Annotated in this window: 23 protein-coding genes; 13 read left to right on the top strand and 10 right to left on the bottom strand. The window is 71.9% G+C overall.

Features of this window, described 5'->3' with window-relative positions:
- Window positions 1–122: 122 nt before the first annotated feature.
- Entirely contained in the window at window positions 123–1,121 is a 999-nt protein-coding gene (locus AB0M11_RS30330; RefSeq protein WP_365711119.1) for a Gfo/Idh/MocA family oxidoreductase, read from the top strand.
- 66 nt (window positions 1,122–1,187) lie between these two features.
- Window positions 1,188–1,946: an SDR family oxidoreductase gene (locus AB0M11_RS30325; protein ID WP_365711075.1), complete on the top strand. Its 759-nt coding sequence runs from the start codon at window positions 1,188–1,190 to the stop codon at window positions 1,944–1,946.
- Between the two features lie 241 nt (window positions 1,947–2,187).
- On the opposite strand, the gene AB0M11_RS30320 is transcribed toward AB0M11_RS30325, so the two are convergent.
- Window positions 2,188–3,480, bottom strand: coding sequence for a serine hydrolase (locus AB0M11_RS30320; RefSeq protein WP_365711073.1), 1,293 nt, complete (start codon window positions 3,478–3,480; stop codon window positions 2,188–2,190).
- Between the two features lie 211 nt (window positions 3,481–3,691).
- On the opposite strand from AB0M11_RS30320, the gene AB0M11_RS30315 reads away from it, so the two are divergent.
- Both AB0M11_RS30315 and AB0M11_RS30310 read left to right on the top strand, forming a co-directional pair.
- Complete coding sequence (locus AB0M11_RS30315) at window positions 3,692–5,170, top strand: ABC transporter permease (protein ID WP_365711071.1); 1,479 nt, start codon at window positions 3,692–3,694, stop codon at window positions 5,168–5,170.
- 44 nt (window positions 5,171–5,214) lie between these two features.
- Window positions 5,215–5,967 (top strand): ABC transporter ATP-binding protein, encoded by a 753-nt coding sequence (locus AB0M11_RS30310; protein ID WP_365711069.1) that lies wholly within the window; start codon window positions 5,215–5,217, stop codon window positions 5,965–5,967.
- Window positions 5,968–6,031: 64 nt separating this feature from the next.
- Here the strand turns inward: AB0M11_RS30310 and AB0M11_RS30305 are convergent, their stop codons facing one another.
- On the bottom strand, window positions 6,032–7,018 hold the full coding sequence (locus AB0M11_RS30305; protein ID WP_365711067.1) for an aldo/keto reductase: 987 nt from the start codon (window positions 7,016–7,018) through the stop codon (window positions 6,032–6,034).
- A gap of 110 nt (window positions 7,019–7,128) precedes the next feature.
- A complete protein-coding gene (locus tag AB0M11_RS30300) occupies window positions 7,129–7,455 on the bottom strand; it encodes a nuclear transport factor 2 family protein (RefSeq protein WP_365711065.1) in 327 nt (108 codons plus the stop codon).
- Between the two features lie 135 nt (window positions 7,456–7,590).
- On the opposite strand from AB0M11_RS30300, the gene AB0M11_RS30295 reads away from it, so the two are divergent.
- Both AB0M11_RS30295 and AB0M11_RS30290 read left to right on the top strand, forming a co-directional pair.
- Entirely contained in the window at window positions 7,591–8,136 is a 546-nt protein-coding gene (locus tag AB0M11_RS30295) for a DoxX family membrane protein (RefSeq protein ID WP_365711063.1), read from the top strand.
- Between the two features lie 26 nt (window positions 8,137–8,162).
- A complete protein-coding gene (locus AB0M11_RS30290; protein WP_365711061.1) occupies window positions 8,163–8,543 on the top strand; it encodes a MazG-like family protein in 381 nt (126 codons plus the stop codon).
- A gap of 47 nt (window positions 8,544–8,590) precedes the next feature.
- On the opposite strand, the gene AB0M11_RS30285 is transcribed toward AB0M11_RS30290, so the two are convergent.
- The 3 genes from AB0M11_RS30285 to AB0M11_RS30275 form a co-directional block, all read right to left on the bottom strand.
- Complete coding sequence (locus AB0M11_RS30285; protein ID WP_365711059.1) at window positions 8,591–9,187, bottom strand: hypothetical protein; 597 nt, start codon at window positions 9,185–9,187, stop codon at window positions 8,591–8,593.
- Between the two features lie 113 nt (window positions 9,188–9,300).
- Window positions 9,301–9,456, bottom strand: a complete 156-nt coding sequence (locus AB0M11_RS30280) for a hypothetical protein (protein WP_365711057.1) — start codon at window positions 9,454–9,456, stop codon at window positions 9,301–9,303.
- 217 nt (window positions 9,457–9,673) lie between these two features.
- Entirely contained in the window at window positions 9,674–9,877 is a 204-nt protein-coding gene (locus AB0M11_RS30275; protein WP_365711055.1) for a hypothetical protein, read from the bottom strand.
- A gap of 180 nt (window positions 9,878–10,057) precedes the next feature.
- Here AB0M11_RS30275 and AB0M11_RS30270 point away from each other — a divergent pair, with 180 nt between their 5' ends.
- Entirely contained in the window at window positions 10,058–11,203 is a 1,146-nt protein-coding gene (locus AB0M11_RS30270; protein WP_365711053.1) for an aromatic acid exporter family protein, read from the top strand.
- Window positions 11,204–11,317: 114 nt separating this feature from the next.
- Here the strand turns inward: AB0M11_RS30270 and AB0M11_RS30265 are convergent, their stop codons facing one another.
- Window positions 11,318–11,857: a hypothetical protein gene (locus tag AB0M11_RS30265; RefSeq protein WP_365711051.1), complete on the bottom strand. Its 540-nt coding sequence runs from the start codon at window positions 11,855–11,857 to the stop codon at window positions 11,318–11,320.
- Between the two features lie 586 nt (window positions 11,858–12,443).
- Between AB0M11_RS30265 and AB0M11_RS30260 the strand changes: the two genes are divergently transcribed.
- From AB0M11_RS30260 to AB0M11_RS30250, 3 genes are all read left to right on the top strand, one after another.
- Window positions 12,444–13,133 (top strand): DUF4142 domain-containing protein, encoded by a 690-nt coding sequence (locus tag AB0M11_RS30260; RefSeq protein ID WP_365711049.1) that lies wholly within the window; start codon window positions 12,444–12,446, stop codon window positions 13,131–13,133.
- 177 nt (window positions 13,134–13,310) lie between these two features.
- A complete protein-coding gene (locus tag AB0M11_RS30255) occupies window positions 13,311–13,949 on the top strand; it encodes a DUF6518 family protein (protein WP_365711047.1) in 639 nt (212 codons plus the stop codon).
- 280 nt (window positions 13,950–14,229) lie between these two features.
- On the top strand, window positions 14,230–15,150 hold the full coding sequence (locus tag AB0M11_RS30250) for a putative protein N(5)-glutamine methyltransferase (RefSeq protein WP_365711045.1): 921 nt from the start codon (window positions 14,230–14,232) through the stop codon (window positions 15,148–15,150).
- A 119-nt stretch (window positions 15,151–15,269) separates the two neighbouring features.
- On the opposite strand, the gene AB0M11_RS30245 is transcribed toward AB0M11_RS30250, so the two are convergent.
- Window positions 15,270–15,815, bottom strand: coding sequence for a hypothetical protein (locus tag AB0M11_RS30245; protein WP_365711043.1), 546 nt, complete (start codon window positions 15,813–15,815; stop codon window positions 15,270–15,272).
- Window positions 15,812–16,993, bottom strand: coding sequence for an ImmA/IrrE family metallo-endopeptidase (locus AB0M11_RS30240; protein ID WP_365711041.1), 1,182 nt, complete (start codon window positions 16,991–16,993; stop codon window positions 15,812–15,814). Before AB0M11_RS30240 ends, AB0M11_RS30245 begins: the two co-directional genes overlap by 4 nt.
- Before the next feature lie 40 nt (window positions 16,994–17,033).
- On the opposite strand from AB0M11_RS30240, the gene AB0M11_RS30235 reads away from it, so the two are divergent.
- Entirely contained in the window at window positions 17,034–17,225 is a 192-nt protein-coding gene (locus tag AB0M11_RS30235) for a hypothetical protein (RefSeq protein WP_365711039.1), read from the top strand.
- Between the two features lie 811 nt (window positions 17,226–18,036).
- Here the strand turns inward: AB0M11_RS30235 and AB0M11_RS30230 are convergent.
- Complete coding sequence (locus AB0M11_RS30230; protein ID WP_365711037.1) at window positions 18,037–18,492, bottom strand: ATP-binding protein; 456 nt, start codon at window positions 18,490–18,492, stop codon at window positions 18,037–18,039.
- Between the two features lie 195 nt (window positions 18,493–18,687).
- On the opposite strand from AB0M11_RS30230, the gene AB0M11_RS30225 reads away from it, so the two are divergent.
- Window positions 18,688–19,512, top strand: a complete 825-nt coding sequence (locus AB0M11_RS30225; RefSeq protein WP_365711117.1) for a helix-turn-helix transcriptional regulator — start codon at window positions 18,688–18,690, stop codon at window positions 19,510–19,512.
- Window positions 19,509–19,715: a DUF397 domain-containing protein gene (locus AB0M11_RS30220; protein ID WP_365711035.1), complete on the top strand. Its 207-nt coding sequence runs from the start codon at window positions 19,509–19,511 to the stop codon at window positions 19,713–19,715. Before AB0M11_RS30225 ends, AB0M11_RS30220 begins: the two co-directional genes overlap by 4 nt.
- Window positions 19,716–20,502 lie beyond the last annotated feature (787 nt).

Below are 20,502 nucleotides of genomic sequence, written 5' to 3'. Positions count from 1 at the left end.
TCGCACGCTGTGCGTCGGTCTCGCGGTCCGGGCGGCTCTTGGAGGACACCGACGGCCCCCACATATGCTCTCAGCTCGTACAGAGTGCCGGGAAACACATGAGCGAGGGCGGGGCGGCCGGGATGGGTGAGCAGAGCGTGCGGTGGGGGATCCTGGCGACGGGCGGGATCGCGGCCGCGTTCGCGGCGGACCTGGTCGATCTGCCCGACGCGGAGATCGTGGCGGTGGCCTCGCGGTCCCCGGAGTCGGCGGCGGGGTTCGCGGAGCGGTTCGGCATCGGTCGGGCGTACGGGGACTGGGAGTCGCTGGCCCGGGACGAGGACGTCGACATCGTGTACGTCGCCACGCCGCACTCGGCGCACCGGGCGGCCGCCGGACTCTGCCTGGAGGCCGGGCGGCACGTGCTGTGCGAGAAGCCGTTCACGCTGAACCTCCGCGAGGCCGGGGAACTGGTCGCACTGGCCGAGGAGCACGGCCGCTTCCTGATGGAGGCGATGTGGATGTACTGCAACCCGCTGATCCGGCGGCTGACGGCACTGGTCGCGGACGGCGCGATCGGCGAGGTGCGGACCGTGCAGGCGGACTTCGGCCTGGAGGGGCCGTTCCCGCCGGCGCACCGGCTGCGGAACCCGCTGCTCGGCGGCGGCGCGCTGCTCGACCTCGGGGTGTACCCTGTGTCGTTCGCCCACCTCCTGCTCGGTGAGCCGGACGGAATGTCGGCGCGAGCGGTGCTCTCGGACGAGGGCGTCGATCTCCAGACGGGTGCACTGCTCTCCTGGGAGAGCGGCGCTCTCGCAATGCTGCACTGCTCCATCACCGGCGGCACCGGAACCACGGCTTCGGTCACCGGCTCCCAGGGCCGGATCGACATCCCGGACGGCTTCTTCAACCCCGAGCGCTTCGTGCTCCACCGCGACGGCCGCGCCCCGGAGGAGTTCGCCCTCACCCCGGAGGACGGCCCCCGCACCACCTTCCGCCACGAGGCCCAGGAGGCCATGCGCGCCGTCCGCGCCGGCGACCAGGAGTCCCCCCTCGTCCCGCACGCCGGCACCCTCGCGGTCATGCGCACCCTGGACACCCTGCGCGAACTGACAGGCGTCCGCTACCCGGGCGAGGCATAAAACCCCCGCCCCACACGCCCCGCACCGAACACGGCCCTCCCAGCGGAGCGCCTACGCTGCGGCCCCATGAACACCAAGCAACCGAAGATCGCCGTGGTCACCGGCGCCGGCTCCGGTATCGGCCGCGCCGTCGCCACGGAACTGCTGCGGGCCGGCTGGTCGGTGGCCCTGGCCGGCCGGCGCCCGGAGCGGCTGGCGGAGACGGCCGCCCTGGTGCCCGAGGGCGCCGCCGTCGCCGTCCGGACGGACGTGTCCCGGCCCGACGACGTGACCGCGCTGTTCGCGACCACCGTGGAGCGGTTCGGCCGGGTGGACCTGCTGTTCAACAACGCGGGGACGTTCGGGCCCGGCGGAGTGGCCGTGGAGGACCTGCCGTACGAGGCGTGGCGGCATGTCGTGGACACCAACCTCAACGGTGCGTTCCTGTGCGCGCAGGCCGCGTTCCGGCAGATGAAGGAGCAGGAGCCGCAGGGCGGCCGGATCATCAACAACGGGTCCGTCTCGGCGCACACCCCCCGCCCGCGCTCGGTGGCCTACACCGCGACCAAGCACGCGCTCACCGGACTGACCAAGTCCCTGTCCCTCGACGGGCGGCCGTACGGCATCGCGGTCGGGCAGATCGACATCGGCAACGCGGCGACGGACATGACGGCGGGAATGCGGACCGGCGCGCTGCAGGCTAACGGGGAGGTCGCCCCGGAACCCGTGATGGACGTGGCCGACGTGGCCCGGACCGTGCGGCACATGGCCGAGCTGCCGCTCGCGGCGAACGTGCAGTTCGCGACGGTGATGGCGACGACGATGCCGTACGTCGGCCGGGGCTGAACCGCCGTTCAGTCGGACAATCCTCAACCTGCACAAGCGGAATTCGGACGTCCGCGGTATTGCGGCCGGTAACGGGCCTATGCTCAACTCTCCTCCACCAGAACTTCACAGTTGAGGCTCTGGCATTCCGCCGACCACACCCAGGGGGGAGGCGGCAGCCGTTCCACCGTACCGGGTGGGGGTGGACCCGCGTCTGGGACCGCGGGTACGCACCGGTGGGTGGAGCGGCTGCCGCGAGACGTCAACCGGCCGTGGTGTCGGCCGAGTCGACCGGCGCGTCCCCCGATCCCTTCGGCACGCCGTCTGATCCGGTCGGCGCGTCCCCCGATGCGGGAGCGGCCGAGGCACCGGCCGCCCGCCGGCGCCGGCGCAGCGCCCACACCCCGGTGCCCAGCAGGGCGAGCGTCACCGCCCCGCCCTCCGCGACCCGCCACGGCGACGGCCCCGACGCCCCGGAACCGGCCGCGGCGCCCGTCCCGACCGCCCCCGCGGCCCCCTTGCCCTGCGACGACGGACTCGCGCTCGCCCCGCCCTCGCTCAGCGGATCGACCAGCACCCCCACCGGTCGCGCCGAACTCCCCTTCCCGAAGCCCCAGTCGAGCAACGCGGCGGCCTGCTCGTACACGGCGTTGGTGCCGGGGCCCGGGTGCATCACGGTCACCAGCAGGGTGCGGCCGTTCCGGGTGGCACCGCCCGTGAAGGTGTTGCCGGCATGGCTGGTGTAGCCGTTCTTGACGCCGAACAGGCCCTTGTAGACGCCGAGTCCCCAGGCGCCGGTGAGCAGGCGGTCGGTGTTCTGGATCTGGAAGGTCTTCTTGCCGCCCGCCGGGAAGTTCGCCGTCCGCGTGCCGCAGTAACCGCGGAAGTCGTCGTCCTTCAGCCCGTGCCGGGCGAAGAGGGTCAGGTCGTACGCCGACGACAGCTGGCCCGGGTGGTCGAAGCCGTCCGGGCTGACCACGTGCGTGTCCAGGGCCTGCAGGTCCGCCGCCTTGGCCTGCATCTCGGCGACGGTCTTCGCGATCCCGCCGTTCATGTGGGAGAGCACGTGCACGGCGTCGTTGCCGGAGCGCAGGAAGACGCCCTGCCACAGCTGCTCGACGGTGTAGGTGAGGCCGGGCTTGATGCCGACCAGGCTGGAGCCGGCCGGGACGTCGGAGACGTCGGAGTCCTTGACCCGGTACCGCTCGGTCCGCTCGAACTTCGTCAGCACGGTGTCCGCGAACAGCATCTTCAGCGTGGAGGCGGGCGCCAGCCGCCGGTGCGCGTTGTACGAGGCGAGCACCTCGCCGCTGTGGCAGTCGGCGATCAGCCAGGCGCGGGCGGTGATCTTCTTGGGCAGGCCGGTGGCCCCGTCCACCTGTATGCCGCCGCGGGCCAGCCGTTCGCCGCCTATGACGGTGGCGGAGGCGGTGGTGGCGGCGGAGGCGGTGGTGGCGGCCGGGACGGCCGAGGCGTCGGTCGCCGCCGAGACGGGAAGAGCGGCGGCCGTCAGTCCGAGGACGGCACGCCGGGTCAGCCGAGAGGAAGCACGCATCCCGGGACCGTACACCGCAGCCGGCAGCGGTCCGCCGGGAGGACCCCTCCCCGGCAGACTCCCCGGCGGATGAATGTGCCGTCTTATGAAAGTTCGCTGAGACCTGCCCGTTTCTCAGCTCTGACACATCTTTTACCCAGTGTGGCTCAAAGGTTGCTCCCTAACTTGAGCTCGCGTCCACAGCGGGCGCCAAGAACCTTCGAGGAACGGGATGTTTGGCATCTATCTCAAGCGCGAGCTGGGCCGCAGGAAGAAGGCGGCCCTGGTCATCGCTCTGGGTCTGGCGCTCGGAATCGCGCTGGTCATCACGGTCAACTCGGTGTCGGCCGGCATGACCCAGGCGCAGGACAAGGTCCTCAAGTCGCTCTACGGCCTGGGGACCGACATGACGGTCACCAAGGCTCGTACCGCGCCGACCTCGGGCAGCTCCGGCGGCCCGAACTTCAGGTTCGACGCCAGGTCCAGCAGCAGTTCCACGCAGAGTTCGGACCGGGTGCAGACGCAGGGGGGTCAGGCCCTGAAGTCGTCCCTGGTCACCGAGGTCGCCGGGCAGAAGGGCGTGGAGAGCGCGGTCGGAGCGCTCTCCCTCAACGTCACCAAGGTCGACGGCTCCTTCACCCAGGGCAAGGCGAAGTCCTCCACCAGCGGTAGCAGCAGCGGCTCGGGCGGCACCGGCGGCCAGGGGCAGCCGGGCGGCGGCAGCAGCAGCGGCTCGGGCGGCGCGCCGCAGGTGCAGGGCGGCGGCGCCGACTTCAGCGTCAACAGCTACTCCGTGGTCGGTGTCGACGTCGCCCACCAGGGCCTCGGCCCGCTGTCCACGATGAAGCTCACCTCGGGCAGGACCTTCACCTCCGCGCAGACCGGCGCCAAGGTCGCGGTGGTCAGCAAGTCGTACGCCAAGGAGAAGAAGTACAAGGTCGGCTCGACCTTCAAGATCTCCGGCACCAAGGTCACCGTCATCGGGATCGCGACCCCGGACAGCAGCGAGTCCGACACCGACGTGTTCGTCCCGCTGAAGGTCGCGCAGACCCTCGCCGGCGCCAAGAACCAGGTCACCACGATCTATGTGAAGGCCACCGACTCCCAGCAGATCTCCACCGTGAAGAAGGAGATCACCGCCAACATCTCCGGCACGACGGTGACCACCTCCGCCGATCTGGCGTCCACCGTCTCCGGTTCCCTCTCCACCGCCTCCAGCCTGGCGACCAGCGTCGGCAAGTGGCTGTCCGTCGCGGTCCTCGCGGCGGCCTTTCTGGTGGCGGCCCTGCTGACCTCCTCCGCCGTCTCCCGCCGGGTGCGTGAGTTCGGCACCCTGAAGGCGCTCGGCTGGCCGTCCCGCAACGTCACCCGCCAGGTGGTCGGCGAGTCCATCGTGAACGGCCTGATCGGCGGCGCCCTCGGCATCGCGCTCGGCGTCGGCGCGGCCTACGCGGTCACCGCGGTCAGCCCGAAGCTCACCGCCCAGCTGGGCAGCACCGGCGGCGGTGGCATGGGCGGCGGTCCGGGCGGCGGTCCCGGCGGGCAGGCCTCCCAGAACACCCTGGAGATCGCGCTCTCCGCGCCGGTCTCCCTCACCACCATCGGACTCGCGGTCGGCCTCGCGGTCACCGGCGGTCTGATCGCCGGCGCGATGGGCGGCTGGCGCGCCTCCCGGATGCGCCCGGCCGACGCCCTGCGCAGCGTCTCGTGACCCCCGCCCCACCCCTTACGGCGAAGCACCCAGTGGAGAACCCCATGTACCGACTCACCGGAGTCACCAAGCGCTACACGCGGGGCAAGGAGACGGTCGAGGCGCTGCGCGGCGTCGACCTGACCATCGAGGACGGCGACCAGCTCGTCATCCAGGGCCCGACCGGCGGCGGCAAGTCGACGCTGCTCCAGATGATCGGCGGCCTGGACCGCCCGACCGAGGGCAGCGTCGAGCTCGACGGCGAGGACCTCGCCCGGATCAGCGAGACCAAGCTCACCCGGCTGCGCGCCGAGAAGATCGGCATCATCTTCCAGGCGTTCAACCTGATCCCGACCCTGACGGCCCAGGAGAACGTGGAGACGGCGCTCGTGCCGCTGGGCGTGAAGCCGGCCGAGCGCCGCGAGCGCGCCGCCGAGGCCCTGCGCTCGGTGGGGCTCGGCGAGCGGCTCGGCCACGCCCCCGCCGAGCTCTCCGGCGGCCAGCAGCAGCGGGTCGCGATCGCCCGCGCGCTGGTGAAGAAGCCGAAGGTGCTGCTCGCCGACGAGCCGACCGGCAACCTCGACGAGGGCACCCGGGACGACATCATGGCCCTGCTCGAAGGCCTGTGGCACGAGTACGGGCTGACCTTCGTCATGGTCACCCACGACTCCTCCATCGCCCGCCGGGCCCCGCGCCTGGCCACCATCACGGCCGGCCGGATCACCCTCACCGAGCAGGACGGCGGACAGCGGTACGCGCGGCAGGCCGCCGGTCACGCCGGTCAGCCGGCGGAGGCCGGGTACGGCCACCAGCCCTAGGTGCCGCAGCAGTACGGCGGCGGTCAGGGCTGCTGAGTTCCGCGCGCGGGCCCGCCGGGGCCGCTCAGCGCCCGAGCAGACGGTCGATGTCGGCCAGCTGCCCGGCGGTGAGCGGCCCCTTCGCCATCGCGCCGGCGTTCTGCTCGGCCTGGGCGACGGACCGGAAGCCGGGGATCGGGACCGTGCGCGGGCTGCGGGCCCAGATCCAGGCGAGGGAGCCCTGGGCGAGGGTCCGCCCGTCGCTGGTGAGGACCTCGCGCAGGGCCTCGACCCGCTCGACCCACGCCGGATCGGCGCCGTCGCCGTCGCCGAACCCGGGCAGCCAGGCCGGCGGCCTGCTGCGGATGTCGCCCGCGGTGGCGGCCGCCCGCCGCCCGCCGAGCAACCCCATGGCGAGCGGGCTGCGGTTGATGCTCGCGAGGTCCAGCTGCTCGGCCAGCGTGACGAGGTGCGGGGCGTCCTGCAGCACGTTGAGGGTGTGCTGCACGGCCGTGCAGTGCGGTCCCTCGGCGAAGACGGCGGCGCGGGCCGGGTCGTCGGTGCTCCAGCCGTAGGCCCGGATCAGCCCCTCGCCGACCAACTCCTCGCACACATCGCGCAGTTCGGCGGCGCGGGCCGGGTCGGCGTCGGACAGGTGCAGCTGGTAGAGGTCGACGTGGTCGGTGCCGAGGCGGCGCAGCGAGGCGGTGAGGGCGCGGCGGACGTACGCCGGGGAGTCGTCGCCGCCGGTCAGGGTGCGGGTCTCCGCGTCGAAGACATTGCCCCACTTGGTGGCGACGACGACGTCGTCGCGCCGCTTGCCGAGGGCGCGGCCGAGGACCCGCTCGCTGTGCCCGGCGCCGTAGGTGTCGGCGGTGTCGAAGAAGGTGACGCCGAGGTCGAGGGCGCGGTGGATCGCCCGCACGGACTCCTCGTCGTCGACCTTGCCCCAGCCGAGCGGCTGCCCGGTGGCGTCCTGCCACTCACCGCCGACGGCCCAGCAGCCGAAGCCGAGCGCGCTGACGCGGATGCCGGAACGTCCCAGGGTCCTGGTGGTGCTGTCGGTTTCCATGCCTCAGACGCTAGGAGTTGAAGCGCACACGAAGACAAGGGTCACCGGGACGAGGAGTTGCGGGGACAGGAGGAGCGCCGGGACAGGAGGGGCGCCGGGCGCCGTCGCTGTCACGCCTGCCCGGTCTCGAAGCGGGAGATGCGGCCGTCGTCCTCGACCGTGAAGTCCCAGCGGGTGACCATCTCGCCCCAGGTGTCGTTGCGGTAGTGGGCGAGCAGGGAACGGCCGCCGTTGGACTCGTTGTCGACGTCGATGTGGCCGTTGGAGGAGAAGATCTCCCGGTCGATCCAGTCGTCCAGGTTCCGGTCGGAGCCGTCGTCCGCCATGGTCGCGTCCGGCGTGAGGAGATCGCGCAGACGCTCGCGGTCGTTGCCGTTGACGGCGGTGACGAAGGCCCGGACGGCCGGATCCCTGAGCTTGGCTGTCTTGATCGTCATGGCAGTCAGCGTCACACCGGTCCGGGCGCCCCGCCACCCGCCCGCCACCCGAACGGCGGCGAGGACGGGCCGACCGGGTGTGCCGGGTGCGACGGTGGAGACCCGTGATCCGTTGCCGTCGATGGGAGTTCTCTCGTGACCTGCTACGACCGACGTGACGTGGGCCTGCTGCTGCTCCGGCTGGGCACCGGCGGGGTACTGGCCGCGCACGGCGCGCAGAAGCTGTTCGGCTGGTTCGGCGGGGGCGGGATCGAGGGCACGGGCCAGTTCATGGAGTCGGTCGGGTACGCGCCCGGCCGGCAGAGCGCGTTGGCGGCGGGGCTGGCCGAGGCGGGTGGCGGCGCGCTGCTGGCGCTGGGCCTGGCGACGCCGGCGGCGGGGGCCGCGGCGGCCGGCTCGATGGCGGGCGCGACCGCCCTGCACCAGCCGAACGGCTTCTTCGCCCAGGAGGGCGGCTACGAGTACGCGGCGTCCCTGGGCCTGGCCGCCGCGGGCCTCGCGGTCGCGGGCCCCGGCCGGCTCTCCCTGGACCACGCGCTCGGCCACGTCCTCGACCGCGGCTGGATGGTCCCGGCGGCCCTGGGCGCGACGGCGGCGGCGACGGCGATGGTCATCGGCGCCCGGAACCGGCGGGTGCGGCGGGCGAAGGAGGGCGAGCAGGCGGCCCTGTTCGAGGAGTAACGGCGGGGTGGGGCAGGCTGTCCGCCATGACGGAACGGAAACAGCACACGCCACCGCCCGCGGCCCCCCGGGAAGGCCCGGCCGCCGCCCCGGACCTGTGGGGCTCCATCGAGGGCCTCTGGACCTGGCTGGACGCCCACCGCGCGCACGACGGCGACACCGGCCTCGTGCTGCGCATGCTCAAGCTCACGGAGGAGGTCGGCGAGGTCGCCCAGGCGGTGATCGGCGCGACCGGCCAGAACCCGCGCAAGGGTGTCACCCACACCTGGGAGGACGTCCAGGGCGAACTGTGCGACGTGGTGATCACCGCGCTGGTGGCGTTGCGGACGTTGACGCCGGACCCGGCGGGGGTGTTCGAGGCCCACCTGGAGGGCGTGCGGAAGCGATCGCTCGGCCCGTCGGAGTGAGACAGGCCGGCACATGTGTCTCGGCGTCTGCACACCCCGGCCGGGATCTACGCCTCGGCCTCGGCCTCGGCCTCGGCCTCCGGTGTCTGTGACCCGTGGGGTGCCTCCGCTGCCGACAGGGTGTAGAAGACCGCCCTGCCCTGCTTGGAGCGCCGGGCCCGGTTTCTGGCGACCAGGTTCTCCAGGGTCGTGCGGATGACCGTCGTCTTGATGGTGCGGCCGGGCTGACCGGCCCTGATCGCCTCGGCGACGTCGGCCGCGGACACCGGCTCGGACTGCTGCGCGAGATGGGCGTGCACGGCCTCGACGAGGCTCTGCTTCGTCTCCGCGCGGTTCTTCGGCTTGGCGGCACGGCGGTTGGGCACGGGCTCGGTCCGCTGGTGCGGCACGGCGGCCTCGACGGCGTCACCCGCCTCAGCCGGCTCGGCGGGCCCGGACGCGGAGGCAGGGGCGCCGGCCTGCGGGGCGAGCGCCTGCTGGAGCCGCTCCAGCACCACCCTGTTCTCCCGCACCGCGCGCAGTTGTTCCTCCAGTGCGGCGATCTCGGCGGCGAGGCGGTCCTGTTTCTCGGTGTTGAGTTCGAGGTCCTGCGCGATCCGCGCACTGTATTCGGACGCCAGCTCCGTGCCGGGTGACTCGGACATACGATCGGACCTCTCGTCGATGTGCTCAGCGCGGGATGTCGATGTGCTCCGCGCGGAGATACAGCCTACGCACATGTGCCGTCGCACGGACCTGACTCGGGCCGACAGGTGTCTCAACCGGCGGTCCTGACACGCCCGGTGCCACCGACACGCACCCAGGTACGGGACACACCGACGGCGCCGCTGTCGTCGTAGGCGCCCTGGGCCGGGCCGAAGTCGGCGACACGGCCGAGGACGTTGCCGAGGACGAGGGGCACGCCCAGTCCCATGGAAGCCGTCGCACGGGACAGGGCCGGGTGAGGAGGGTCCACCTCGATCCGGCCGTGTGGGAGGACTTCCTGTTCTGGCTGAGCTCGGAAAGGCCCGACACCACCTACTGAGGCCATCGCTCGCCGCTGCCCCTGCACCGCTTGCCGAGTCGTGCGCCGGGCGGTTGCGGCGCACGACGGGCGAGACGTCGGAGCGAGCGCCGGTCGTACCGGTGGGTCAGGCCGCGTCGACGTGGTGGGGGGCGGGGTCGGCCGGGTTCGGGTCCGTCGGGGGGCGGTCGGCGCTGTGGACCAGGCGGAGGTGGCGGTCCCGGGCATGGCGCGCGGGCGGCGGTCCGCCGCCCAGCCAGTCCTCCACGCGGTCCATTCCGTACAGCAGCAGACCCAGCACGGGCAACAGCGACGCAGCGACAGCGATCACGACGGCACCCTTCCGATGGGGGACACCGAACGGGTTGCCCTCGCGGCCGCCGTCAGCCTCCGCCAAGTGTGAAGTTTTGGTGACCGCTCGGTGTACGTCGGCGGGCGGGCGCGGGCGCCGCGTCGGCCGGGAGGCGGGACCGGTGGCATGGACGGGTCCCATGGTGGCACCTGCCGTCGCATGCACGGGATGGGAACAGCGGCTCGGGCCGCGAAGCGTCAGGTGCGTGCCGCCGGGCAGGCGGTGCGGCGTGCCTGGGCGGGGCCGGGCCGGGAGCGGGACCTGGTCGTGCAGTCGGGAAAGGCGGCGCTCGCGGCGTGGCTCGCGTGGGCGCTGGCCGGCTGGTGGCTGCAGGCGCCCATGGCGTTCGTCGCGCCGTGGGTGGCGATCGTCCTGGTGGAGTCGACCGTCTACCGGTCGATCGCGCACGGGCTCCAGCAGCTCGCGGCGATCGCCGCGGGCACGGTCGTGGCCACCGTGGCCGCGCTGCTGCTGCACGACACCATGCTGGCGATGGCGCTCGTCCTGCCCACGGTGGTGCTGCTGGGCAGCTGGCAGCGGCTGGGCAGTCAGGGCATCTACGCGGCCACCGGCGCCCTGTTCGTGCTCACCGGTGGAAACGTCGGCATCTCCACCGCCGCCGCACGTGTCACCGAAGCCGTCTTCGGCGCGGCGGTCGGCGTCGCCGTCAACGCGCTGATCCGTCCGCCGGTGTACCTGCGGGACGTCCGGGCGGCCCTGCGGGACGCCACCCGCGAGGCGCACGGCATCCTCGACGCCGTGGCCGACGGGCTGGCCGAGGGCCGGTGGGACGCCGACAAGGCCGGCACCTGGCACGAACGTGCCCTGCGCCTGCACCGGCTGGTCGACCAGGCCCGTGCCGCGCTCGGCGACAGCCGGGAGAGCCTGCGCGCCAACCCGCGCCGCCGCACCCGCGCGGCCGCCGCACCCGGCAGGGACTACGACGACGCGGTGGTGGTCCTGGACTACGCCGCCGTGCACACCGTCGGCGTCACCCGCACCGTCCTGGAGGCCTCGGCCGGTGACCGCAGGGCCGCCCGGCCACAGCCCGCTCTCGCCCGCCGTTACGCGGCCTTCCTCCGTCAGACCGCCGAGGCGCTCCAGCTGTACCACGACAGCCGTTTCCGCGACCGGGGCGACGAGCGGCTGCGCCACGCCGTCGACGGCCTGCACCGCGCGCTCGACGAACTGCGCCGCCAGCTGACCAGGTCCCGGCCCGCCGACCCCGACGAGGTCGCCACCTACGGCACCCTGCTGAGCCAGGCACAGCGCCTGGCCGACCAGCTCGTCCTCTCGGAGCCGTGACCGAGCGCAGGCCCCGTGACCGCTGTGCGCCCCGGCCGCACGCGGTCACAACGCACCGGTCACGACATACGCGGTCACGCCGCGCAGGTCACCCCGCACCAGGCAAGCCGCTCGTCACCAGGTGTGGGCCACGTCCACCACGAGATGGTTGGCCGTCTGGAAGACCCGGAACGGCAGCCGGGCGCGCACGCCCAGTCCCGCCTGGGTGTAGCCCTCGGACCCACCGGTGACCTTGAACTCCCGGAACGTCCGGTACCCGGTGACGTCGACGGCCGGCAGCGGCGGGTAGGGCTTGCCGGTCGCGGGGTCGTAGCGCGGCGCGAAGAGCATGATCTCCAGAATGGCTCCGCCCTTGATCGGCACCACGGCGTCGGACGGGTCCTGGTGCAGGACGTCGACGTAGCGGACGCTGTAGCCGATCGCGGCGGCCGAGGTGCCCTGGGCGTCGAAGACCAGCCGGTCGTAGCACTCGTGCTGTCCGGTCCGCACGTCGGTCAGCCGCCTGCCGGCGGCGGAGTCACCGGCCTTGTCCAGGCTTCCCCACGTCACGGCGCAGTTGACGGCCGTCGGCGCGGCGACCGCCGGGACCGTACCGGCCAGCAGACCGCCGCCCGCAAGGATCATCGCGGCCAGCGCAGTACCTGTCCGTCGCATGACTACCCCCCGGTAGCTCGCGTTCGTGTGTTGTGTCTGTTCAGACCGGCGGCCCGGCCGAAGGTTGTGCGCGATGGGGCGGTCCATCGTGGCCCAGGGGCCCCGTCCGGGCCCGGCTGTCCCGCGGGCACCAGCATCCTGCGAGAGGAGCGGCGACCACGGCCCGGGGATGACTCCGGGCGCGACTCCGCCCGGCCGAGACCACCGACGTCAGCACACCGTCACCCGAACGGCGCCCCTCCCCTCCCTCGGTGTCATCGACTCAGTCGTTGTCGTCGACTCACGTGGTGTCGTGGACGCGCCGGGAAGGACCATAAGTGCGGGATTGGACCTGGCCCTTCCCGGACGCCGCACCATGATCGACCGAGCGGTACCCCGTCCCGATAGGGCCAACAGTCCCTTCCCTGGCCGCCGATAGGGCCGAACGGCCCCTCTTCGCGGCGCCGGGCCGGTCGCTTTACCCATTCATGACGAGCCCAAAAGGTTCTGCGGACCGTCGCATCCGTATGTCCGTGCGTGCGGGATCCGAATTACCGGATCAGGAGACACAGTGCTCGTTTCACGGAAGGCGGCGGGATCTCTCCTTGTGGGTGGTGCGCTCAGCTTCACCCTCGGCTCCCTCCTCTACCCCTCCATGCTCGGAGTGCAGAAGGTCAGCAGCGCGCCCTCGCGGGTCATCGCCACCCCGGCGACCGGGCCGTTGACAGAAGCGGACCGGGATTTCGTGGTCGAGGTGCGCGCGGCCGGGCTGTGGGAGTACCCCGTCGGCCAGACGGCGCTGAAGAAGGGGACGACGAAGGCGGTCAGGGCCGTCGGAGAGCAACTGGTGGCCGGGGACGCCGCGTTGGACGCCGCCTGCCGCACGGCCGCCGGACAGTTGGGCATCGACCTGCCCAACCAGCCGTCGCCGCAGCAGCAGAGCTTCGCGTCCCGGCTGAACGCGGAAACCGGCAAGCAGTTCGACACGGACCTGGCCACGACCGTGCGCACGACGAACGGCCAGTTCCTCACCACGGTCGCCGCTGTCCGCACCACCACCAGGAACTCACTGGTCCGGGCGCTGGCCGACCAGGTCAACAGCACCGTCCTGGACCACATCTCCGCGGTGGAGAAGACCGGCCTGGTCGACTTCGGCCAGGTCCTCGTCCAGGAAACCACCTCGCCCAACGTCCCGGCCCAGAACCTGACCCCACCGCCCGCCGTCGCGGGCCAGCCACCGGTCGTCCTCACTCCGCCGCCGAACAGCACGGCCTCACCGAGCCCGGCGACGGGGTGACGGCCACCCACAGGAACCCGGCGGTTCACCGCTGACCAGCACCTCCCGGTACGACGCCGCCACCGCCGTACCGGGAGCACCGCGGACCGCCGAGCGCCGTCCCCGACCACCCCTCCCCCCCCGCTACACATGCCATGTATACACCATGCGTATACACGCCATGTATAGTCCTGCCTCATGGCTTCCGTTACCGCGTTCCGTCGCGACGCGCCCGTCACCGTTCTCCCCGCGGCCACCGCCTTCGGTCTGCTGCTCGGCTGGGCGACGTACGCCGTGCACGGGACGACGCCCCTGCTGGACCGGGCGACCAACTCAATCTCCACCTGGATCATCTGGACCGCCCTGGCCGGTGCGCTGATCGGGGGTCGCCGACTCGCCGTCGGGGCCGGTGCGTTGATGATGCTGGCCACCTGCGGCGGCTACTACACGGCATCGGCGCTCGGCGGCACCTTCGGGAGCGGAGGGCTCGGCGGCGCCGCCGTGTGGTCGCTGGCGGGGCTGGCGGGAGGACCCCTGCTGGGCTGGGCCGGGTGGACGGTGCGGCGGGGGCGGGGGGATCTGCGCGCGGTGGCCGGCGCGGTCACCCCGATGGTGGTGCTGGGCGAGGGACTCTGGCTCGGGCTGGGACTCGCCTACTGGAAGGACGCGGCCGTCTTCCTGTCCGCCGGCGCGCTGCTCACCGCGCTCCTGACCGTCTTCCTGGCGCGTGCCGGGACGCACCGCTACTGGCTGTGCGCCGTGCTCGCCCCCGCGGGCGGTCTCCTCTTCTACCTGGCCGAGAAGGGCATCCTCAACGGCCTGCTCGGATCGGTCTGACCCCGCACGCCCCTCCCCCGATCGCCGCCCTCCTCCCGCTCCACGGATGCCGTCCTGGACGCGGGTGCCGGCCGGCAGCTCCGGGCTGTCGTGGTCGGGGTGCCCCCGGGGCCGCGGGCCCGCGGTCGGCGCCGACTTCCCTGCCCAGGAAGGCCGTCGGCCTCTCCTGCTAAGCTGCCCGCCCGCTGGTCACCGCACGTCGATACGCGGCACGCTCCCGGCCTGACGGCACGTGACGCGTTCGCGGCCGCCGGCCGGCGTCTTCTCCCGAAAGGCCTCGATGTCGATCCTTCCCGCCGATGAGGTGCTGTCGCGCACGGTGGCCGCCCTGCGAGGTGCCGGATGCGTGTTCGCGGAGGAGGAGGCGGCGCTGCTCCTCGACGCCGCCGCGACACCTGTCGAGCTGGACGCACTGGTGCACCGCAGAGTGGCCGGCGAGCCGCTGGAGGTCATCCTCGGCTGGGCCGAGTTCTGCGGCCTGCGGATCCGGGTGACCGCGGGGGTGTTCGTCCCGCGGCAGCGCACCCGGTTCCTGGTCGACCTGGCGGCACAGTCGGCCCGGCCGGGCTCGGTCGTCGTCGACCTGTGCTGCGGAACCGGGGCGATCGGCGCCGCCGTCGCCGCGCGGGTCCCCGGGATCGAGCTGTCGTGCGCCGACATCGACCCGAACGCGGTCGGCTGCGCCCGGCTGAACGTCGGCCTCGACGCCCATGTGTACGAGGGCGACCTCTACGACGCGCTGCCCGCCTCGCTGCGCGGCCGCGTGGACGTCCTGACCGTCAACGCCCCGTACGTGCCGACGGACGAGATCGCGATGATGCCGCCCGAGGCACGTGACCACGAGCCCCGGCACACGCTGGACGGCGGCGCCGACGGTGTCGAGGTGCACCGCCGGGTGGCCGCCGGGGCACGGGCGTGGCTGGCGCCGGGCGGCAGCCTGCTGATCGAGACGAGCGAGGAGCAGGCGCCCCTCACCGCGCGGGCGATGGCGGACCACGGCCTGGTCCCCCGCGTGTCCACGGACGACGACATGTACTGCACGGTCGTCACCGGAACCCGCACGGCCGATGACCGGCCGGTGCCCCCGGATCCGCACGGACCGGGACGGGCGGCCGGCCCAGGACGGGTAGCCGGCCCAGGACGGGTAGCCGGCCCAGGACGGGTAGCCGGCCCAGGACGGGTAGCCGGCCAGGACGGGTAGCCGGCCAGGACGGGTAGCCGTCCGCCGAACTTCCGCACGCCGCACTCGGGGCTGCAGGGCGTCTCGACGCCGACGATCCGCTCAGCCGCCCCGGACCGGGGCCGGGCCCGCCTCCCCCGTCAGCGCAACAGGCCCTCCGACCGGCGCGGGACGCCTCGCAGGTGGCGCCCTGCCTGCTGCATCCCCGTGAGGAGGGCGTGGCCCGCGTCGGCCAGGACCAGACCCTCCACGACGGCTTCGCGCATGACGCCGACGGTGTCCTTGACCGTGATGCCCTTCCGGCGCGCGTAGTCGCCCGCTTCGCCGTCATCAGTGATCCACACAGAACTCGCGAATCCATCGCGATGCTCGATGACCACCAGCGTCTCCGCCTCACCCAGGTGCTGCAGCGGCCGGGACGAGGAACCGCCGAAGACGACACGGCGGATCCGGTCCACCGCGGCGATCTCGGCAGGGTCGTCGATCTCGATGGGCTCGCCCAGCCAGCCACCGGCCGTCACCTGACCCAGTTTCGGCCAGTACCGCGTCGACTGCTGGGCCTCGGCGGCGACCGCCTGTGTCCAACGACCGCGGCCGTCGAGCACCTTCTCCAGCAGATTCAGACGGTCGACGGCGGCGAAATTGCACAGCACGGTGTTGTCGGGGAACCAGCAGTGACGCGTCATGGCTGGTAGACCAGGTCCCCTTCGTCCAGGTCGGTACCGCTGGACGCGCCCTCCTGCGGTGCAGGTTCAGGTTCGAGGGCCTCACGAATCCTGTCGACGTCCACGCCCGTGTACGCGGCCAGCGGACGCAGGGTGGTGTCCCCCGCGAGGTAGGCCTCGTACAGCAACTGAGCCGGGCGGAAGGGCAGTCGGTTGGTCTGCGCCCAGGTGGTGCGGGCCTCCAGGAGGTCGCTCTGGCCGGTCAGCCAGTGGCAGGCCTGGGTCGTGAGGCCGCGCAGCCTGGCCGCCGTCTCCGGGGCGATGAGCCCCAACTGCGTGAGCCGCGCGGCGAGTGCGCTGGGAGACACCTGGAAGCGCACCACCAGCGAGGTGAGTTGTTCGTCCGTGACGTCCTTCTCACGCACCACCGAATTGATTTCGTCCCGGGGCATGAGGAGGTTCGCGGCGAACGCGTTGGCCCGCACCTCGGTCAGGTCCTTCTGGTGCCCCGGGGAGAGCTGGGACTCCGTCAGCAGGTCCTGGGCGTCCCTGGCCAGAACGTGTCCGAGCTCATGGGCGAGGGTGAACCGCTGGCGGGTCGGCACCTTGGTTCGCGCGATCATGATGAGGCGGAACCCGTCCGCCTGCCAGGCGGCGCCGTCGATTCCGTCCGGCAGGCCGATCTTCGCCACGTCGACGCCGAACGTACGCTCCAGAGCCTGGAGGAGATCGGCGGTGTCCAGGCCTTCGATCGCCGGCGTACCGGCGGCGGCGAGGCGGGCGAGTGCGTCGTCCGCGAGGGCCACGCCCTGGTCGACGTATCGCTTGAGGTCCGGACGGACGGAGGGCAGCTCCGGCAGTTCAGGCGCCAGGCCCAGGAGGTCCAGTACCTCGTGTGCGGTGACGAACCTTTCGACCAGGTCCTTGAGCCTGCCGCGGCCCTGGTCGTCGACCACCGGCGCACTGGTGCGGGCCGCGACGGTGGGCCGCACCGGTTCCCGGCCGGTCAGCAGCCAGTCGACCGTGGTGCCGCCGAAGTCCGCGATCCGGGCGAGATCGAGAGACGTGAACCTGCGGACCCCGCTCAGCGACTTCGACAGCTTGTCGGGAGCCAGCCCGATGCTCTCGGCGAACACCGCCTGGCTGACCGAAGCCGCACCCATCACTTTCCGCACCCGGTCCGTCACAGCATCGCCCATGCGTTCACCGTACGAGCGAGTTGCGAAAATCGCAACACGGATGCACTCGCCGGGCCTCGCCCCCACCGTGGAGGGCGCGGAGGGGCGGAATGTGAAGGTCACGGTCCAGCTCGGCGGTTCGAAGAACGGGCGGTCGGGCGCGAAGCCGCGAGAACACACCGTCACGTCCTCACCCCTGAGGTACGCCAGCAACCACTCAGTCAAGATCCTCAAGGCCCGCTACCACTACTGAGGCCACCGCTCGCCCCTGCGGCGAACACCCTGCCGCGCTTCGTGTCGCGGTCGCCGACCTCGCCCCCGACGCCCTGCCCAAGTTCGACACGAACTGGAGCGCTAACCCGGGCCTTTCGCGGGCAGTGCTCACGAGAGGGTGACGTAGACGCAGAAAGTGCTCCTGAAGCTGGAACGACCGGACTTGCTGAGGCTCCAAAACGGTCGAGCCGAGGAGCACTCTCTTGGTGAAGCGGCTTCCCGGGTTCTCTCCGCGCGTCCGGGTCCAAGCGGCGGGCTCGGCGGTGGTTTCGCACGCCGGTGCGGTGGTCCTTGCCGAGGCCGTGCGGCGTCTGGGGGCTGGACCGTGCGCGGGACTGGAACCGTGCGCTGTCAGTCGCGTTGGGCCGGTGGCGGCGGCCCACGGCGGTGCACGACCCGACCCGGGCAAGATCCTTGTTTGGACGACGATGGCGGCTCATCGAGACCGAGCAAGCGCTGTGCGCTGCCCTCTGATCAGCCAAGCCGGCGGACGCAGGGCACGGAGCCCGCGCGATCTTTCAGAGTCACCGCGCCATGGGTCGAAGGACGAGACCGGACGGGTCGATCACGGTGCGAAGCAGATCGAGCTCTCCGCGCGTGGGCCGAGGTGTCTTTTCGACTGCTTTCGCCGGGTCGATGGGCACCCCGTCGCAGCCGTCACGGTCGACGCATCGACGCCGGGGTGTCGGGACCTGAGCGCTGCGAGCCCCTCCTCGAACGCGAACGTCGCGAGATCCGTGATGATCACCGATGGGCCCTGAGGGCCGTGTGCGTCGCGAGGGCAGCGGAGGTCACCCGAGAGCGACTTCGCACCAGACCGTCTTGGTGTACGGGTCGTTGCCGGTCGTTCCCCAGTGGGTGGACAGGGCCTCGACGAGGACGAGGCCTCGGCCGGAGTCCGACTCCGGGGAAGGCGCCGGGAGGTCGCCGGGGACGGGTGGGCGACGGTCTGGGCGAGCATCGGTGACCTCGATACGGAGTGCCAGGTCCGGGTGGAGAGTGAGGCGCAGGCGGAAGTCACGGCCGCGTGCCCGGCCGTGCTGGGCGGCGTTCGCGGCGAGTTCGGCCACCAGGAGGGTCGCGGTGTGGTTGGCGTCGGTGCCGTAGGGCCAGCCCCAGGTGTGGAGTTGCTCGGCGGTCAGGTGCCGGGCGAGGCGGGCGCCTCTGGGTGTGGCCGAGAGACGGATCACGAACTGGCGGGCGGGGGCGGCCTGCGGGGCCGTCGTGGGGGCAATATCGGCGTTCATGTCACTCAGCGTGGTCGCGCGACTCTACGCTGACCAGTGACGACAGCGGTACGTGGCGTCACTGTCCGGGTGCTGTCCGGCTCCGTCCGGGCGGGGTGGCGTTACGTCGTCGGTCGGCGGGAGTTGAGTACGGGCGGCACGTGGAGGTGTCCGGACGTGGGCGTGACGGGACTTGAACCGCAGGGCGGGGACGGGATGGAGCCGTACGGGGCCGATGACGAGGAGTCGGCGGCGGTACTGCGGACGGTGGGGCGCGTTGTCAAGACGTGCCGCGAGCGGAAGGGGCTCCGGCAGGCCGAGTTGGGGGCTGCCATCGGGTACAGCGAGGAACAGGTGTCCTCGGTGGAGCGGGGGCGGCGGGCGCCGAGTCCGACGTTTCTGGAGGCGGCCGATGGAGTGCTGGACGCGGGCGGGTTGATCGCCGGCTTGAAGAAGGACGTGGAGGAGGCCAGGTATCCGAAGAAGGTTCGGGATCTGGCGAAGTTGGAGGGGGAGGCGGCCGAGCTGTGTGCCTACGCCAACTCTGTCGTCCACGGCCTGTTGCAGACGCCGGAGTACGCGAGGGCGTTGTACGGGATGCGGCGCCCGCCCTTCACCGAGGAGGAGGTCGAGCGCCTTGTCGCCGCTCGATTGGCACGGCAGGAGATCTTCGACCGGCAGCCCGCTCCCGTCTTCAGTTTCGTCCAGGAAGAGGTGACACTGCGCCGCCCGCTCGGGGGCAGAATGGTGATGCGGAAGCAGCTCGAACGCCTGTTGGAGGTCGGTCGGCGGCGGAACGTGGAGATCCAGGTGATGCCTACGGATCGCGAGGACCACGCCGGCCTTGCGGGGTCGCTTCAGCTGCTCCGGCTCAAGGAAGGGGACACCGTGGGACACAACGAGGTCCAGCTCACCAGTCGGCTGATCTCCCATCCCAAGGAGGTCCAGATCCACGAGATCCGCTATGGCATCATCCGGGCCCAGGCCCTCACGCCCCGTGAGTCGCTGGCCTTCATCGAGAAAGCGCTGGGAGAGACATGATGACCAACCCCTCGACGGGGAAGGGTTCCGCGCTGGAGTGGTTCAAGAGCAGCTACAGCACGAACGACGGCCCGGAGTGCGTGGAGGTCGCCTTCGCCCGCAGGACCATCCACGTACGGGACTCGAAGCGCGCGCAGGGCCCCCAGCTCGCCTTCGGTGCCGAGCAGTGGGCAGCCTTCCTCTCGCACGCCGCCGATCGCTGACGCACGATGCGCTGACGCCCCGCGTCCGGATCCGCACCGGGCGCGGGGCGTCGGCGTATCCCGGTCAGGTGGATGGCGGAGTCCACGTGCCAGGGTCACATCCACGGCGACGCCTATCCCGGAAACACGCTCTGGCGTGGCGACGGCGTGCGGCTCGGCGACTGGGACGAGGCAGCGTTCAGCCCTCGCGAGATCGGCCTGGCCAACACCGCCCAAGGGGTCGGCATGGATACGACATCCGGCAGTGGGATGAGTTGCCCGTCCTGCGAGCGATTCGTCACCTGCACGCACTCGGCGACATCATCCGGCGCGCGGACCGGGGGGACGAGGCGGCCGGAGAGCAGCTCTTACACCGAGTCCCGACGCTCCTGGGCTGGAGGAAACGGCCTCCTGGGTTGTCGCCTGATTCGGGCCTTTCGTTGATCGCTCGAGGTTCGAGCTCAGGTTGAAAGGTGGAGTGAGTCGAGACGGCGCCCCGAGGGGGAAGAGGTCGAGCAGGTCGCCGGTCGGGACCATGGCGCACCAACCCGCAGCACGCCAGGGACGGCGGCAGTCCAGTCCGCGTGCATCCGCTGTAGCAGTTTGACCAGGCCAAGCCCGTTCGCCGTCGTGATCTCGTGCCATCGGACGAGTGCGGCCGTGGTCATGGGCCCCCAGCGCGCGATGCCTGCGGTCGCTTACTGACTCGCGGGCGTTGTACAGCCCGCCCCCATGATCGCGGGCCCGTTACTGACCTTCAAAGCGTGGTGTCGTAGGGGCTGACGTCTCATGATCCCTGCGGTATGCC

It is taken from the genome of Streptomyces sp. NPDC051987, from assembly GCF_040680735.1.
Lineage (GTDB): Bacteria > Actinomycetota > Actinomycetes > Streptomycetales > Streptomycetaceae > Streptomyces.
Note: the sequence above shows the minus strand (reverse complement) of the source record. Positions and strands in the feature narration are given on the sequence as shown.

Excerpts from the sequence above, each read along its gene's own strand:
- AB0M11_RS30285 (WP_365711059.1), bottom strand. The coding sequence starts at position 9,187 with ATGTCCGAGTCACCCGGCACGGAGCTGGCGTCCGAATACAGTGCGCGG.
- AB0M11_RS30280 (WP_365711057.1), bottom strand. The coding sequence starts at position 9,456 with ATGGGACTGGGCGTGCCCCTCGTCCTCGGCAACGTCCTCGGCCGTGTC.
- AB0M11_RS30235 (WP_365711039.1), top strand. The coding sequence starts at position 17,034 with ATGCACTCGCCGGGCCTCGCCCCCACCGTGGAGGGCGCGGAGGGGCGG.
- AB0M11_RS30310 (WP_365711069.1), top strand. The coding sequence starts at position 5,215 with ATGTACCGACTCACCGGAGTCACCAAGCGCTACACGCGGGGCAAGGAG.
- AB0M11_RS30245 (WP_365711043.1), bottom strand. The coding sequence starts at position 15,815 with ATGACGCGTCACTGCTGGTTCCCCGACAACACCGTGCTGTGCAATTTC.
- AB0M11_RS30265 (WP_365711051.1), bottom strand. The coding sequence starts at position 11,857 with ATGCGACGGACAGGTACTGCGCTGGCCGCGATGATCCTTGCGGGCGGC.
- AB0M11_RS30225 (WP_365711117.1), top strand. The coding sequence starts at position 18,688 with ATGGAGCCGTACGGGGCCGATGACGAGGAGTCGGCGGCGGTACTGCGG.
- AB0M11_RS30220 (WP_365711035.1), top strand. The coding sequence starts at position 19,509 with ATGATGACCAACCCCTCGACGGGGAAGGGTTCCGCGCTGGAGTGGTTC.
- AB0M11_RS30290 (WP_365711061.1), top strand. The coding sequence starts at position 8,163 with ATGACGGAACGGAAACAGCACACGCCACCGCCCGCGGCCCCCCGGGAA.
- AB0M11_RS30305 (WP_365711067.1), bottom strand. The coding sequence starts at position 7,018 with ATGGAAACCGACAGCACCACCAGGACCCTGGGACGTTCCGGCATCCGC.
- AB0M11_RS30240 (WP_365711041.1), bottom strand. The coding sequence starts at position 16,993 with ATGGGCGATGCTGTGACGGACCGGGTGCGGAAAGTGATGGGTGCGGCT.
- AB0M11_RS30230 (WP_365711037.1), bottom strand. The coding sequence starts at position 18,492 with ATGAACGCCGATATTGCCCCCACGACGGCCCCGCAGGCCGCCCCCGCC.
- AB0M11_RS30325 (WP_365711075.1), top strand. The coding sequence starts at position 1,188 with ATGAACACCAAGCAACCGAAGATCGCCGTGGTCACCGGCGCCGGCTCC.
- AB0M11_RS30250 (WP_365711045.1), top strand. The coding sequence starts at position 14,230 with ATGTCGATCCTTCCCGCCGATGAGGTGCTGTCGCGCACGGTGGCCGCC.
- AB0M11_RS30270 (WP_365711053.1), top strand. The coding sequence starts at position 10,058 with ATGCACGGGATGGGAACAGCGGCTCGGGCCGCGAAGCGTCAGGTGCGT.
- AB0M11_RS30315 (WP_365711071.1), top strand. The coding sequence starts at position 3,692 with ATGTTTGGCATCTATCTCAAGCGCGAGCTGGGCCGCAGGAAGAAGGCG.
- AB0M11_RS30255 (WP_365711047.1), top strand. The coding sequence starts at position 13,311 with ATGGCTTCCGTTACCGCGTTCCGTCGCGACGCGCCCGTCACCGTTCTC.
- AB0M11_RS30320 (WP_365711073.1), bottom strand. The coding sequence starts at position 3,480 with ATGCGTGCTTCCTCTCGGCTGACCCGGCGTGCCGTCCTCGGACTGACG.
- AB0M11_RS30330 (WP_365711119.1), top strand. The coding sequence starts at position 123 with ATGGGTGAGCAGAGCGTGCGGTGGGGGATCCTGGCGACGGGCGGGATC.
- AB0M11_RS30300 (WP_365711065.1), bottom strand. The coding sequence starts at position 7,455 with ATGACGATCAAGACAGCCAAGCTCAGGGATCCGGCCGTCCGGGCCTTC.